This is a genomic window from Citreicoccus inhibens, assembly GCF_019039035.1.
Lineage (GTDB): Bacteria > Myxococcota > Myxococcia > Myxococcales > Myxococcaceae > Citreicoccus > Citreicoccus inhibens.
The window spans coordinates 52,540-68,212 of record NZ_JAHNZT010000021.1 but is presented as its reverse complement, the minus strand read 5'-3'; the positions used below and the strand labels follow the sequence as shown (position 1 = coordinate 68,212).

Annotated in this window: 8 protein-coding genes; 7 read left to right on the top strand and 1 reads right to left on the bottom strand. The window is 72.7% G+C overall.

The window, feature by feature from the left end; all coding sequences use genetic code 11:
• Positions 1-68 precede the first annotated feature (68 nt).
• The 6 genes from KRR26_RS22945 to KRR26_RS22920 all read left to right on the top strand — a co-directional run bounded on the left by KRR26_RS22945 (position 69) and on the right by KRR26_RS22920 (position 12,854).
• Entirely contained in the window at positions 69-6,554 is a 6,486-nt protein-coding gene (locus tag KRR26_RS22945; protein WP_217080823.1) for a HEAT repeat domain-containing protein, read from the top strand.
• Positions 6,551-8,398 carry an SWIM zinc finger family protein gene (locus tag KRR26_RS22940; RefSeq protein ID WP_217080822.1) on the top strand — a complete coding sequence of 616 codons (1,848 nt, stop codon included), beginning with the start codon at positions 6,551-6,553 and terminating at the stop codon, positions 8,396-8,398. The genes KRR26_RS22945 and KRR26_RS22940 overlap by 4 nt, the downstream gene beginning before the upstream one ends.
• Positions 8,399-8,796: 398 nt before the next feature.
• On the top strand, positions 8,797-10,248 hold the full coding sequence (locus KRR26_RS22935) for a reverse transcriptase family protein (protein ID WP_120206685.1): 1,452 nt from the start codon (positions 8,797-8,799) through the stop codon (positions 10,246-10,248).
• A gap of 49 nt (positions 10,249-10,297) precedes the next feature.
• Complete coding sequence (locus KRR26_RS22930) at positions 10,298-10,966, top strand: hypothetical protein (protein WP_147422976.1); 669 nt, start codon at positions 10,298-10,300, stop codon at positions 10,964-10,966.
• Between the two features lie 74 nt (positions 10,967-11,040).
• A complete protein-coding gene (locus tag KRR26_RS22925; protein WP_217080821.1) occupies positions 11,041-11,652 on the top strand; it encodes a TetR/AcrR family transcriptional regulator in 612 nt (203 codons plus the stop codon).
• Positions 11,649-12,854 carry a multidrug effflux MFS transporter gene (locus KRR26_RS22920; RefSeq protein ID WP_217080820.1) on the top strand — a complete coding sequence of 402 codons (1,206 nt, stop codon included), beginning with the start codon at positions 11,649-11,651 and terminating at the stop codon, positions 12,852-12,854. The genes KRR26_RS22925 and KRR26_RS22920 overlap by 4 nt, the downstream gene beginning before the upstream one ends.
• 114 nt (positions 12,855-12,968) lie before the next feature.
• On the opposite strand, the gene KRR26_RS22915 is transcribed toward KRR26_RS22920, so the two are convergent.
• Entirely contained in the window at positions 12,969-13,865 is an 897-nt protein-coding gene (locus KRR26_RS22915; RefSeq protein ID WP_217080819.1) for an alpha/beta hydrolase, read from the bottom strand.
• A 136-nt stretch (positions 13,866-14,001) separates the two neighbouring features.
• Here KRR26_RS22915 and KRR26_RS22910 point away from each other — a divergent pair, with 136 nt between their 5' ends.
• Positions 14,002-15,543: a GMC family oxidoreductase gene (locus KRR26_RS22910; RefSeq protein WP_328707194.1), complete on the top strand. Its 1,542-nt coding sequence runs from the start codon at positions 14,002-14,004 to the stop codon at positions 15,541-15,543.
• Positions 15,544-15,673: the final 130 nt, after the last annotated feature.

Here is a 15,673-nt window from a genome sequence, read left to right as displayed (position 1 = left end):
GGGCTCGCCTACGCTCCTGCCGCGCTCGACCGCGGATGCACCCGGCGCGGTCGCTCCGGAAAGACACCATGGCCAACCTCGCCATCGGCAACATCGAGAAGGTTCGTGCACTGGCGGCCAACGCCCGCTTGCTGCTCGTGGGCGGCGCCCGCGCGTCCACCGACAGCCGGCTCATCGCCTACGAGCCCGGCACCAACAAGGTGGTGTGGACCACGGAGCTGCCCTCGGCGGTGCTCGCGGTGGCGCTCTTCGGCGAGCGCTGGTTCGCGGGCGGCGCGGACGGGACCGTGTACTTCGGGGCGTTGTCTGACGGCAAGGTGCAGTTCCAGCTCCACGGCGTGCACGCGGGCGGATGCACCGCGGTGGCCCCGAGCCCGGACGGAAAGCACCTCGCCACGGCCGGCATCGACGGCGTCGTGCGCGTGTGGGAGGTGGAGTCCACCCGCAAGCTGAAGGAGTGGCGGGCCTCGTCGCAGCCGCTGCGCGCGGTGGCGGTGGACCCCTCGAACACGTACGTGGCCTGCGCCGGTGATGACGGCGTGGTGCGCGCCTTCACCCTCTCCACGGACGCGCGGCGCGACATGCCGGGCCATGAGGGTGGCGTGCGGGCGCTGGCGTTCACGCCGCGCGACGGGCGCCTGGTGTCCGGCGGCGACGACGGCAAGCTGCGCCTCTGGTACCTGGTGGGCGCGGTGGAGTTCGAGGTCCGCGGCGACAAGGACAGCGGCCACGCGGGCTCGGTGCTCGCGCTGCTGTTCCCGCCCACGCCCGCCGCCGAGGCGGGCGAGGAGGCCTCGGACCGGGTGTGGTCCGCGGGCACCGACGGCAAGCTCAAGGTCTGGCGTCTGGATGAGCGCCGCAAGCCGCGCACCTTCGACGTGAGCACCAGGCCGGTGACGGCGCTCGCCTTCGCGCCGCCCGCCAACCCGCGGCTGGCCAAGCTGGCGCAGGGGCACGTCTTCGCGGGTGGCGATGACCGCAAGGTGTCTCGCTACACGGTGGGCCTGGATGGCAAGCCCACCGACGAGACCGTGACGTACGCGCACGGCTTCGACCTGCTGGCCGAGGCCCCCAAGGGAGGCCGCTCCAAGCGCGAGGCCGCGGTGCGCGAGGCCACCGCGCTGGAGGAGCCCGAGGCGCTGGAGTTCGTCCTGGGGCTGCTGACCTCGGACAACGAGCCCGAGGTGCGCAAGCTGGCCGCGCTGGAGCTGGCCGCGCGAGGCCGCGTCGGGGCTCGCCCCAAGCTGCGCGAGCGCCTCAACGACAATCAGCCCGCCGTGCGCCTCGCCGCGCTGGAGGCCCTGGAGAAGCTGGAGACGGAGTCCGCGCTGGGCGCGCCGCGCGCGGCCCTGGACTCGCGCTTCTCGGAGATCCGCACCCTGGGCCTGCGCCGGCTGGCGAAGCTCGGCGGCACGTCCCCGTTGGTGCCGGGGCTCGTCGCGGGCCGGCTCGCGGACGCGGAGCCCTCGGTGGGGCTGGCGGCGCTGGACGCGCTCGTCGCCGTCTCGCCCGCGGAGAGCCTGGAGCCGCTGAAGACCGCCTTCGAGCGTGGCCCCTCGCCCCTCAAGGTCGAGGTGCTCATCCGCGCGGCGGGCGGTGGGCTCCTGAGCCACCCGCAGCTCCAACCGCTGGTGGCGCGCGCGCTGGATGACTCGGACGCGGATGTGCGGCGCGTGGCCTTCACGGTGCGCGCGCTGGAGCGCCGGCCGCTGGCCGCCGCGCTGGAGTCGCGTGACGAGGACTTCGCGCGCGCGGTGCGTGACGTGGCGCGGATGCTGGCCCTGCGCGCCAAGCGCAACGCCGGAGACGCGGACGCGAAGTTCACCACCGAGACCGAGGTCACCGCCTCGCGCGACGCGCTGCTCGCGGGCGCCTCGGCGCAGGGCACGCTCGCGGAGCCGGACCTGGAGCCGCTGCTGGCCGCCATGGCCTGCCGCACGCCGGACACCGCGTTGCGGGGCGCGCGCGGTCTGGCGCAGGTGGGCGATGCCCGCGCGCTGGGTGCGCTGCTCCAGCTGTCGCGCGAAGGGGACGCGTTCATCCGTCGGCAGGCGGCCACGTCGCTTCAGGCGCTGCAGGATCCGCGTGCCCGCGAGCGGCTGGTGTGGATGCTGGACGACACCGACGCGGACGTGCGCGCGGCGGCGCTGGACGCGGTGGTGACGCTCGACGTGGAGGCGCCGCTGTCCGCCGCCGAGGCCGCGCTGCGCTCGGGCCACGAGGACGTGCGCGTGCGCGGCCTGGACCGGCTGGTGAAGCTGGGCGCGCAGGCCCAGGGCGCGGAGCCGCTGCTCGGCAACGCGCTGGAGGACGAGTCTGGCAAGGTGCGCAGCGAGGCCTTCCGCACCCTGTGGGCGTGGAACGAGAAGGAGCCGCAGAAGGCCCTGGACCGCGCGTTGACGGGCCGCTTCCCGGACCTGCGCCAGCGCGCCGTGGAGGTGCTCACCGAGCGCGGCGCCGAGAGCTGGGCCCTGGAGCGGCTGCGCAAGTCCGTGGAGGATCGCGACGTCACCGTGGCCACCGCCGCCTACGAGTCGTGGGTGAAGCTCGCGGGCAAGGAGAAGCCCGAGCCGCACCTGGCCGCGCTGACGAGCACCCACCCCGCGCTGCGAGCGCTGGCGGCGAAGAACGCCGCGCAGGCCCCCGCCGAGCCCCTGCGCTCGCCGCTGCTGAAGCTGGTGCAGGACGAGCGCGTGGACGTGGCCATCGCCGCGCTGGAGTCGCTCGACAAGCTGATTCCGAGCGAGAACGGGCCGCTGCTGGCCGGGCTCGTGGCGGGAGAGCTGCCGGTGCGCGTGCGGGCCGCGGAGCTGCTCGCCCCGCGCGGCGCCGAGGACATCATCGAGCCGATGCGCGGGCTCATCACCGACAAGGACCTGGAGCGCATCTATCCGCCTGGGCTCCTCCACCCGCTGCGCGTGCGCGCGGCGCGAGCGCTGGCCTCGTTGGGCTCGCGGCGCCTCCTGGGCTTCTTCGCCACCACGCTCATCCCGCATGAGCTGGGCGACCTCCAGGAGCAGGGCGCGCGAGGCCTCGCCACCGCGAGCCGTCGCGGTGACGAGGGGTTCCTGCTGGACGCGCTCGGCCACGCCAACGTGGCGGTGCGCTCGTGGGGCGCGGACGGCCTGTCGCGCCTGGGTGATGCGCGCGCGCTGCCGGTGCTCACCGGCAACCTGCGCCATGACCACCTGCCCATCCGCCTGGGCGCCATCCTCTCCTTCGCGGCGCTGGGCTCCGAGGGCGACGGCGGACTCCTGCACGGCCTGGAAGACTCCGCGCGCGAGGTGCAGGAGATGGTGTTCGCCATCGTCCTCGCCCGCGACCTGCGCGCCACCCGTCGGGGCGAGCCGCCCGACCTGCTGACCAGCGCGCTGTCCGGCGGCCGTCCCGACGTACGCTACGCCGCGGCCCGCGCCCTGGAGCTGCGCACGGAAGCGGACGCGTATCGCGCGCACCTGGTGGACGTGCTGTTGCCGCCGCGCCCGGAGAAGGCCGGCGACATGAAGGACTGGCCGTCGGAAGAGGACCGCGCCAAGCGCGTGGTGGGCCTCGCCGAGGCCCTCTCCAGCGACCAACCCGAGCAGCGCTACGCGGCGGCCCAGGTGCTGCTGCTGCGCAACAAGCCGCTCGACTACTTCCGCGAGGCGCAGAAGGTCGCGCGGCCCCGCACGTTGGACGCCCCGTGGAAGCCGGAGACGGCGCCCGGCACGGGCCCCGTGCAGACGGGCGGCGGCAAGAGCTGGCTGCGGCGACTCTTCTCCGCGGTGAAGCCCGGTTCGGCGGAGCCCTCGGCCGAGGCCACCGTCGCCGCCGAGCGGCAGCACCTGCGCCGGCTCGCGTTCGGCGCGTACGTGGGGCTCTTGCGGCAGGTGGTCGCGGGGGATGACGAGGGACACCGCGTGCGCCGCGACGCGGTGGACCGCGTGGTGAAGCTCACGCAGGAAGGCTACGCGGGCACGCAGGCCGCGGTGGCCGCGCTGCTGCGCGCGCTGGAGGATCCGCACCAGCTCGTGCGCAAGGCCGCGCTCGCGGGCATCAAGGAACTGTTCCCCGCGGGCAGTGATGAGCCGCTGGCGCTGGCCCTGGCCTCGCTCTCGCCGGACGTGGCCCGCGCCGCGCTGGACGAGCTGGCCGAGCGTGGAGACCCGGCCCGGCCCCGCGTGGCCGCCGCGCTCAACTCGCCGCTGGCGGACGTGCGCAAGTACGCCTTCGAGCTGCTGGAGAAGCTCAGCCCGGCGGGAAGCCTGGAGCCGCTGCTCGCGGCGCTGAGCAGCGAGCACGCCGACCTGCGCGTGGGCGTCATCGAGCGGCTGGCGGGCGCCAACGACGCGCGCGTCACCGAGGCGCTCGGCCGCGCGATGGCCAGCGAGCACGAGGACCTCCGGCTGCGCGCCGCCGAGCTGCTCGCGTGGCGCGGCGACGACCGCGCCGTGGAGGTGCTGGGCGCCTTCCTGCGCGCCGAGGCCGCGCCGCTGGTGAAGCGCGCGGTGGAGGGACTGGCCCGCCTGGCGACTCCGGCCGCCGTGGCCGCCCTGGGCGCGCGCCTGTCCGTCTCCACGGACGTCAACGAGCGCACGAATCTGGTGAAGGCCCTGGGACGTACCGAGCGGGTCGAGGCGCTGGACCTGCTCGCGCGCCGCAGCGTGGACGACGAGGCCCCCGCCGTGCGCCTCGCCTGCGTGGCGGCCGCCATGAAGATCGCGGGCACCGACCGCGAGAAGACGAAGGACCGCGAGGCGACGAAGCGCGACCCCGAGCTGGCGGTGCGCTTCCTGCGCGTGGCGGTGAAGAGCGCGGACGCGGAGGTGCGCAAGGCCGCCGCCGTCGAGTTGCAGACCGGCAAGGAGGCGGGCCAGGACGCGCTGCTGGTGGGCTTGTTCAACGACCGCGACGCCGCCGTGCGCGCGGAGGCCGTGGCGCGCTACTCGAAGCGGGTCATCTACCAGGGCTCGCCGGTGGAGCCGCTGGAAGAGGTCCTGCGCGCCGGCGACCGGTTGGTGATGCTGCCCGCCGCCGAGGGCGTGGCGCACAAGGGCCGCGCCAGCGCGCTGCGTCCCCTGCTGCTGTACGCGCGCGCCGGAGAGCCGGGTGACCGGGAGCGGGCGCTGCTCGCCCTGGGCACGCTGGGGGATGCGCGCGCCCTCGCGGAGCTGGAGCTCGTGGCCGCGGGTGGCACGCCGGAGGCCCCGGCCGAGCCGTCCATGGTGGTCGCCGCCATCGAGGGCCTGGGACGCCTCGCGGGCCGACTGCCCGAGGGCGAGGAGCGCCGTCGGGTCGAGGAGAAGGTCGAGGCCGCCGCGATGGAAGGCCAGACCGAGGAGATGCAGCGCGCGGGCGTGTGCGGCCTGCGCGCCATCGGCGGCGAGCGCGCCCGCGTGAAGCTGGAGGCCCTGCTGGCGGACGACGGCACGGACGTGGACGTGCGCGTCACGGTGGCCGAGCAGCTCGGGAAGCTGGGAGACCTGGCCGCAGAGGCCGCCCTGGCCGCCGCGCTCGACGACGACGAGGACGAGCTGCGCGAGGCGGCCCGCAAGGCGCTGGACAAGCTCTTCCCGCAGGAGCGCACGCGCGTGGAGTTCCTCGCGGTGGCCAGCAAGTACACGGACATCTCCGAGCCCGCCGCGGCCTACCTCTCCGGCGAGGGAGACCCCGCGCTGCTGGTGCCCCGTCTGGCCACCCTGGACAACGCGGCCCTGCGGCTGCGGCTGCGTCGCGGACTCGCGCGCCGTGGTGCCCTGCCCATCCCTGAGCTGACCGCGCTCCTGGGCCACGACAAGGCGCAGGCCCGCGAGGAGGCCGCGTGGCTGGTGGGCACCTGGACCGGCGAGGCGCGTCCCGCGGGCTCCGTGGACACCTCCGCGCTGTCACAGGCCCTGCTCACCACCGAGCGCCGCACCGCCGCCGAGTGGGCGTCCACGCCCGCGCCCAAGCGCGCCCCGGTGGCCTCCGCGTGGGAGCGCGTGCTGTGGGCGGCGGCTCGGCTGGGGGGGAGAGAGCTGGTCGGCCCCGCCAGCGCGCTGCTGCGCTCGGGCGAGTCCGTGGCCCCGGCGAACGTGCGGCAGGAAGCCGCGCGCGCGCTGGGTCGGCTGGGCGCCGTGAAGGAGCTGGAGTCCGTGCGCGCCGCCCTCTCCGACCCGGACGCGCGAGTGCGCGCGGCGGCGGCAGACACGCTGGCGAAGCTCGCGCCCGAGCAGGCCGCGGCGTGGGCCCTGGAAGTGAAGCCCTTCGACCCGGTGGCCTTCGGCCCCACGGGCGTGAAGGTGGCCGCCGAGGCGCTGGCCACGGACGAGGCCCGCCGGCTCGCGCTGCCCGCGCTGCTCGGCGCCAGACAGACAGAAACCCTGCGCCCGCTCGCGGCCAACGCGAAGCCCGAGGTCCGCCAGGACGCCTGGGCCGCGCTGGGGCGCGTGGGTGGAGACGCGGCAACGGAACTGCTGCACACCGCCGCCTTCGACAAGTCGCAATCGGTGGAGCTGCGCAAGGCCGCGTGGCGCGCCCACAAACGTGCACGCCGGGCCAATGAGCGCGTCCGGAAGGAAGGAACCCCGTCGTGAGCACCGCCTCCCCTCGCCATCCCGTCGCGCTCCGCTACGCCACCGCGAGCGATGTGGACGCCACCTCGGACGCCTCGCGCGTGCTGCTGGCCCTGGAGGGCTCGCGCGGCACGGTGGGCCTGCGTGGCCGCGTCCGTGACGCCGCCCTCTTCCGCGACGCGCTGAGCGCCGCCTTCGGCGTCCTCGCCAGCGACCTGCGCTACCGGGGCAAGGACCGGACCGCGTACCTCGCCTACCTCATGAAGCAGGGCAAGCGCGCCACCGCCCAGATTTGGGAGGCGCAGAAGGCCTTCCTCGACAGCGCGCTGGACGGCGAGGAGAAGAAGGACGCGGTGCTGGACCCCGTGCTCACGGTGGATCCGGATCAGGTGTCCCTGGAGGTGTTCTCCCGCGACGAGAGCGCCTACGCCCGGCTCGCCTTCGACAACGCCCTCTTCGAGGGGCGCGAGGCCGCGCACGGCTCCACCTTCCTGGACGTCCCCGGCGACCTGCTGACCAAGGTGGACCGGCTGCGCGCCTATGTCCCCGTGTCGCTGGAGGCCCACGTGGCGCTGCCCGCGCGTGGCGAGGCCCGAGCCCCGCGCAACGTGGACGTCCCGCACGCGTGGCTGCGCGGCTTCCTCCAGGTGCAGTCCGCGGCCACGTTGCCGGCCACCACCTGCGAGCTGGCGCCCGTCGACCTCTACAACCTGCTGGTCGCGCTGCGCACCCGCAAGGCCAAGAAGGCCCCGCGCGCGCTGCGCTTCGAGCTGGTGCCCGGCGCCCCCCCGCGCCTCGTGCTGGAGCCGTGGGAGCTGGTGCTGGAGTGCCACGGCGGCAAGTACACGGGCACCGCCCCCGCCGTGGTGCGCACCTTCGGCCGTCAGCGCCTCATGGCCCTGGCCCGCCTGCTGCCGCACGCGAAGTCGGTGAAGGTGCAGCTCATGGGCCCGGGCCTGCCGGTGTTCTGGGTCATCGACCTGGGCATGGCCACGCTGACGCTCGGCCTGACGGGCTGGACGGAGAGCGGCTGGTCCAGCGCCGCCGCCTTCGATGTCCTCATGCCGCGCGCGGTGCCGGACGGGCTGGCGGAGAAGCTGCGCAACCGCCTGCGCGCGGAAGGGCCCCTGCCCTTCGACACGCTGGCCGCCACCGCGGGCTCACCCCGAGACGCCGTGCGCGCCGCGCTCCAGTTGGAGTGCCTGCGCGGACGCGTCCTCTTCGACGTGGCCGGCAACAAGTACCGGCCGCGCGAGCTGATGCCCACGCCCGTGGACGAGGCCACCATCCGCTTCGGCAATGAGCTGGAAGCGCGCGCCCACCGCCTGCTCGGCGACGGCGGCCCCGGCGCGGGCGAGGTGAAGCTCACCAAGGTGCACGAGCTGGTGGGCGAAGGCACCCGCATCCACGGCGAGGTCGTGGACCGCGAGGCCGTGCGCAGCTTCTTCCCCAGCTTCACGCTGGACCTGGAGAGCCGGCTGCGCGACGCGGGCTGCGGGTGTCCGCACTTCCGCCGCTCCGGCCTGCGCGAGGGCCCCTGCGAGCACCTCCTGGCGCTGCGTCTGGCTTATGGCCGCCGCCGCGCAGAGGAAGAGGCGCTTCGCCAGACGCCCGAGGGGCGCCAGCTCATCCGCGCCGAGACGCGGCAGTACGTGCGCCGCGACCCGGTCAGCGGACTGGAGCAGGTGTACCGCGTGTCGTTGGATGGAAAGCTGGTGGGCCTGGAGTGGGGCCCGCGCTCGGGCGAGGCCCGGCACCAGCGCCTGTGGTTCGACTCGGATTCCGAGGCGCGCACCGCGTATTTCGCGCGCCTGGAGCAATTGATGGCCGACGGCTACATCGACGCGGCCTCAGCCTTGGTGTAAACCTCTCAACAACGGCCCGGCCGCCGACGGGGCGGCTGGAAGGATGGGTGCGACGGACGAAATAGCGAACGCGAGCAGCCGAGAGAGGTCCGGAGCGCATCAGCCTTAGCGCCTCGAGCGCAGGAGCGGCGTTGCGCCGCTCTGGTTGAAATGCAGGACACTCTCCGCAAGGTAGCCTGTTCTTGGCTCTCTCCCTCCTAGGCACCATGGCCACGGCGGGAAGCGGAGCCAACGACGCGACCGCCGTTTTCCCGCCGCGGCCATGGTGCCTAGGAGGGAAGAGCCGGTGAGGCTACCGTGCCCCAGGTGAGATGGTGGTGCTTTCCCGGCCTCCCTCGACTGCTCGCGCAACGTCCGTCGCCCCACCTCACGCCGCCGCGCCCGTCCCTGGTGTCGCAATGACCGCGAAGCTTGAGTCCTTCGTCCCCGCCGCTCCACCGCAGGCCATCGCCACCCCGACGCCCGTCACGCCCACCGCGCAAGCCTTGGTGCAGCGTGAGACGCGCCAGGCCGCCAGGGCCGCGGTGCTCGCCCGATGGAAGGCCATCACCGAGGCCGGCGGCCAGGACGAGTGGGTGCACCAGCAGCTCGTCGCCCGAGGCGCGCTGGCCGAGGAGGTCGACTTCTCTTCCCTGAAGGAGAAGGAGAAGACGGCCTGGAAGGAGAAGAAGAAGGCCGAGGCCACCGAGCGCCGCGCGCTGAAGCGGCTGGCCTACGAAGCCTGGAAGGCCACGCACATTGGCCACCTGGGCGCGGGCATCCACTGGAACGAGGAGGGCGGCGCGGACGCGTTCGACATCCCTCACCGCGAGGAGCGGGCCAAGTCCAACGGCCTGCCTGAGTTCACCTCGGCGGAGGACGTGGCCAAGGCGCTGGGCCTCGGCGTTTCCAAGCTGCGCTGGTTCGCCTTCCACCGCGAGGTGGACACCGCCACGCATTACACGAGCTGGCGCATTCCCAAGCGGGACGGCGGCTCGCGCACCATCACCTCGCCCAAGACGGAGCTGAAGGCCGCCCAGCGCTGGGTGCTCTCCAACATCGTCGAGCGGCTGCCCGTGCACGGCGCCGCGCACGGCTTCGTGGCGGGCCGCTCCATCCTCACCAACGCGCTGGCGCACCGAGGCGCGGACGTGGTGGTGAAGGTGGACGTGAAGGACTTCTTCCCGTCCGTGACGTGGCCGCGCGTGAAGGGCCTGCTGCGCAAGGGCGGGCTGCCGGAGAACATCGCCACGCTGCTCGCGCTGCTCGCCACCGAGGCCCCGCGCGAGGCCGTGAGCTTCCGAGGCAAGACGCTCTACGTGGCGCAGGGGCCGCGCGCGCTGCCTCAGGGCGCGCCCACCTCTCCGGGCATCACCAACGCGCTGTGCCTGCGCTTGGACAAGCGGCTGTCCGCGCTCTCTCGCAAGCTGGGCTTCGTCTACACGCGCTACGCGGATGACCTGACCTTCTCGTGGACGAAGGCCAAGGCACCCAAGGCTCGGCGGGCGCAGGGCGCTCCAGTGGCGGTGTTGCTCGCGCGCGTGCAGGAAGTGGTGGAGGCCGAGGGCTTCCGCCTGCATCCGGACAAGACGCGCGTGGCTCGCAAGGGCAGCCGTCAGCGCGTGACGGGGCTGGTGGTGAATGACGCCGGCCCGAAGGTCCCCGCCGCGCGAGTCCCGCGCGACGTGGTGCGCCGCCTGCGCGCCGCCCTGCACAACCGTGAGCAGGGCAAGCCGGGCAAGGAAGGCGAGTCGCTGGAGCAGCTCCAGGGCATGGCCGCCTTCATCCACATGACGGATCCGGCCAAGGGCCGCGCCTTCATGGAGCGGCTGGAGAAGCTGTCCGCTCGCCCCGCGACGACGGCGGCGTAATCCCGTCGCCAGTCATCCAAGAGTCATCACGCGTGAACACGCCGACGGGATGACCGTTCGGCCCGCCTCGGGCGCGAGGGTCCACGTGGGGCGCTCGCGGACAGCGTGGCGCCATGTCCCCAGCCCCCCGCGGCGTGTTCGCCGTCGCTACACGGCCCTGTGGCTCGCGCTCGTCTGCATCGCGTGCAATGGCGCGAAGGAGCCTCCGCATCCCGCCACGTCCGTGCCCATCTCGGAGGCGCGCAAGCGCGTCACCGGCACGCTCGATGAGCAGAATCAGCTCCGCATCCTTCGCGTGGATCCGACGTCCATGCAGGCCCTCGATGGCTCACAGCAAGCCTCGACCCAGAGCGTGGGGCACACGACTCAGTCCCTCACTTCGGCTGTATCCCCTGGTGAAGTGGGCGCGAGTCCATTCTTCGAGGCGGGCGGCAGCTTCAACCTCGGCACCGCGGCGTACTCCGAGGAGCATCCTGGGAACCGGAACTACGCGGAGCTGCTGATGACTCCCGTAGCCATCGGGAGTGGCGGCCTTCGGGCGGCGCTCGGCACCAAGCTGTTCCTCACGTCGCGAGTGGGCTGGGCCTGGAGACTCCGCGAGGACAACTACCGGATGCGCGATGGCAGTCGCCCCGACGCCTTCACCGAGGACGTCATCGACCTGCTCCAACACGGTGGACTCCTCACCAGCTTGACGCTCGGACTCGCGTTCTACTGAGCAAGCCGTTCACCTCCGCGTGGCTTGCGTGCCCCAGCGGAAACCATTACCTACTGGCCAGTAACTAACTGGCCATGCCCCGCCCCCGCCGCGTCCTCGACGAACAGATTCGCGCTACCGCCCGCGAGGTCTTCCTGGAGAAGGGACCGTCCGCGCCGTTGCAGCTCATCGCGCGAAGACTCGGCATCTCACAGGCGGCGCTGCTGCACCGCGTGGGCACCAAGGAGGCGCTGATGTTGCTGGCGCTCCGCCCCGAGCCGCCCTCGGCGGCGGCCCTGCTCGCGCGTGAACCGGCCCGGGCCGGCGAGTTGGGGGAACAGCTCGTCGCCGCGTTGATGCACCACCGCGACTTCCTCCGGGGACTCGTCCCCAACCTCTTCGTGCTGCGCTGCTCCCCGCTCGGCGTCGAGCGCGCGATGCACGCCGTGACACCGCCTCCCGTCGCGCTGCGTCGGCGCCTCACGTCCTGGCTCGCCCGCGCGCGACGAGACGGACTCACCCGCGTGGATAATCCCAGACGCGTAGCCGAGGCGCTCTGCGGCACGGTCGAGGCTCGCTGCTTCAACGCGCACGTGGGAGGCGCTCGCTACGCCCCAGGCAATGACGAAGCCATCCTGCGCGAGCTGGTGCGCCTGCTCGTCCCTGTTCGCCGCGCGCCCCGCGTCCTGAAACGGAAAGCCACATGACCACCGCCGTCGAGACACGCCATCCGCCCCATGGCCCCGGGCTCGTGCTCCTCCTGGGCGCGCTGACGGCCTTCGCGCCGCTGTCCATTGACATGTACCTGCCCGCGTTCCCGGCCATCGCTCAAGACCTGGGCGCGAGCGCGGGCGCGGTGGAGCGCACCCTCGCGACGTTCTTCGCGGGCCTCGCGCTCGGGCAGCTCGTGACGGGACCTCTCACGGATCGCTTCGGGCGCACGCGTCCGCTCTATCTGGGGCTCGCCCTCTATGTGTTGGGGTCGGTGGGCTGCGCGCTCTCGCCCTCGGCCGACGTGCTCGCGGCGTGGCGCTTCGCGCAGGCGCTCGGGGGGTCGGTGGGCATCGTCACGGCTCGCGCCATCGTGAGGGATCTCCACTCCGGCGCGGCGGCGGCTCGGATGATGTCGCGGCTGGTGCTCGTCATGGGCGTGGCCCCCATCCTCGCGCCCTTGTTTGGTGGCTGGGTGCTGCATGCCTTCGGGTGGCGGTTCATCTTCTGGAGCCTCGCCACCGTGGGCGCCGTGGCCTTGCTCGCGGTCATCCTGTCATTGCCGGAGACCGCGCCACCCCAGCGAGACTCCAGTCAGCCCTTCACCCGCATGCTCGGGCTGCTGCGCGCGCCGGACTTTCTCGGTCATGCGCTCACGGTGGCGCTCGCGCAGGCGGGAATGTTCGCATACATCGGCGGCTCGCCGTTTGTCTTCATCACGCTCCACGGCATTCCTCCCGAGAAGTTCGGCTGGTTCTTCGGGACCAACGCCGCGGGGCTGGTGGCGACCTCGCAGCTCAATCACTTGCTGCTCTCGCGTGCGTCACCGAGTCGCGTGTTGTCACTCGCCGTTCGCTTCGCCGCGGGCGCGGGACTGCTCCTCGTGGCCGCCGCGCTCACCGGTGTCGGCGGCGTGTGGGGCATCGCGGTCTCGCTGTTCCTCTTCGTGTCCAGCCTGGGCGCGGTGGTCCCCAATGCCACGGCCATGGCGCTGGAGCATCACGCGAAGCAGGCCGGCGTGGCCTCCGCGGTGCTCGGAGCGCTCCAGTTCACCCTGGCGGCCGGGGCCTCCACCGTGGTGAGCGCGAGTCACGAAGGCACCGCGCGTCCCATGGCCTTCACCGTGGCCGCCGCGGGACTGCTCGCCTGTGTCACCCTCGCGTTCGCGCGGCGTGGAACCGCCGCCGCCCCACCCTGAACGGCAGCATGGCCCCAAAGGGGCGCTGGCGCTCCGCTGAAACACCCCGTCACGCGGCGCCCCTTCCACCGCGCAGGGGACGCGGCATCTCGCTCCCGCTCCCGCATCGCGGTGCTACCGCGCGACCTCGGCGGGCGGTATCGGGGACAGCAGCGCGGCGTCGAAGAACGCCCGCAGGCGGCGCGGATACGCTTGCGGCTCGGTGACCTGGAATCCACCATGCGACGCGCCTTGGATTCGCCATGTCTGGGCATAAGGCGCGACCTGCGCGAACAACGCATCCAGCAATGGCTGACCTGACTCCTCAGTCCCCGCGACGATGAAGAGCGGGCGCGGACGGATGCGCTCCACCGCGGCTTGAGTCCTCACCTCGTCCAGCGCAATGCCGCGCCGCCAGAAGGGCATCAGCGCCCCTGACTCCGTCACCACTCCGAACCGGCGAAAGTCATACGCGGCGGCCAGTCGCAAGGTGTTGAACGGCGACAGCAACACCACCGCCGCCACGCCTGTGTCCTGCGCGGCCACCTCGGCCACCGCCGCCGAACCGATGGAGAACCCCAGCGCGCCCACTCGCGCTGGCTCCACGTCGGGACGCCCTCGCACGTAGGCCAGCGCGGCGCGGATGTCCCGCCGCTCCAGGTCACCCCACGTGGAGAACGCGCCCTCGCTCTCCCCATGCGCGCGCAGGTCGAACAGCAACACGCCATAGCCCGCGTCGCGCAGCACCCGCGCCTCGGGCAGCAGGTCCGTGCGCGTCTGCGAGAGCCCATGAGCCAGCACCACCGCCGCGTGGTTTCGCGACGGGAGGTACCAACCACGCAGCTGGAGTCCATCCTCGGTCCGCAGCCGGACGTCCTCGGCTTCGGCCAGATCCTCCGGGCGCACGGCGGCGGGTCTCGGGTAATGGAAATACTGCTCGGAGCGCCACATCGCGCGCAGGAACAGGGCCCCCACGCCCAGCACGCCGACCGTCAGCGCACTGCCCAGCACCGCCCGCCACTTCCTCGCCATTCTATCGCCCCCTCTGACACCTGCCGCGCGCCACGAGTCTCCCAGAAAGCCCGGGGTCGTCCAGGCCCTCCCTTGGTGGAAGCGCCAGCGCCGCATAGGCTCGCCTGTCACTTCGAGCTTCGCAGCGTCCCGCTGCGTGAGGGACGAGACCTGCGTGGGCGCGGCCAAGACGACGTTCGATGCGGTGGTGGTGGGGTCGGGGGCATGTGGCGGCTGGGCCGCGAAGCAACTCACCGAAGCGGGGCTCCGGGTCCTCGTGCTGGAGGCAGGGCGCGGCCCCCGCGAGGACAAGGTGCTGCGCGTCCTGCATCGGCTCCGCCAGAAGCTGGGCTATCGCGTCGAATCGGACGCGAAGCGGCTCGGCAGGCAGCCCATTCAGTCCACCACCTTCGCGTGGCCCTTCCATCCCCACGCCTTCGTGGACGATGTCGACAATCCCTACACCACGCCCGAGTCCCAGCCCTTCGCCTGGATTCGCGCTCGGCAGGTCGGCGGTCGAACCTCGGTGGCGAGCCACGGCCGCCAGTTCTATCGGCTGTCGGATCATGACTTCAAAGCGGGCAGCCGCGACGGGCATGGACCCGACTGGCCCCTGAGCCTCACGGAGCTCGCGCCACACTACGAGGTCGTCGAGCGGTGGATGGGCATTCGCGGCAACGCGGACGGCCTCGACACCCTCCCTGACTCGCACTACGCCGCCCCTGTTCCGCTCACGGCGGGCGAGCAGCGCGTGAAGGCTCGCATCGAGCGCCGCTGGCCCGAGCGCCGGGTCATCGCGAGAAGGACCGCCGCCGCGCCCTCCACCCTCCCCGCCGCGCTGCGCACGGGCCGCCTCACGCTGCGCACCCACGCGGTGGTGAGTCAGGTGTTGCATGACCCGAAGCTCGGGCGGGCGAGCGGCGTCATCTTCACGGACACGCGCACCGGTCGCACCGAGGAGGTCCGCGCGCGCGTGGTGGTGCTGGCCGCCGGCACCATCGAGTCCACGCGGCTGTTGTTGCACTCCCGCAGCCGTGAGCTTCCCGAGGGACTCGCCAACTCGTCGGGCCAGCTCGGCCGCAACTTGATGGACCACACATACATGCTGGGCACCGAGGCCCGCCTGGCGTTGTCAGCCGGTGAGCAGCAAGCCGAGCAGAGCTGGGCGTACATCCCGCGCTTCCGCAACCTCGCGCGGCAGGAGTCAGACTTCGCGCGCGGCTACGGCGTGCAGATGTTCACCTTCGCGGATCAAGTCCACCTCGTCCCCTTCGGCGAGATGCTGCCGCGCGCGGACAACCGGGTGACGCTCAGCTCCACCGTGAAGGACCGCTGGGGAATCCCCGCCGCGCATATCGAATGCCAGCACTCGGACAACGAGAAGCGCATGGCCGAGGACGCCGTCGCCACCTGCCTGGAGATGCTGGGGGAAGCGGGCTGCACAGTGGAGCGCGTGGGGCGCACGTTGTCCAAGCCGGGCATGGCCATCCACGAGGTGGGCACGGCGCGAATGGGGACGGACGCGAAGACGTCTGTCCTCAATGCTCACAACCAGAGCTGGGACGTGCCCAACCTGTTTGTCATGGACGGCGCGTGCTTCCCCTCGCAGGGAGCGCAGAACCCCACGTTGACCATGATGGCGCTCACGGTGCGCGCCAGCGAGCACGTGGTGCGCGAGCTGAAGGCCGGCCGTCTCTGACGAGACCCGAGCGGACAGCGCCCGCCGTCACGGGGTCCGCCTCACGGAAGTGCCCGCCGGATCCACCTGTCTCATGTGTTGTATCAAGGGCCAGGTGGAGTCGAAGCATGCCCAGACATGTCAGACCGGC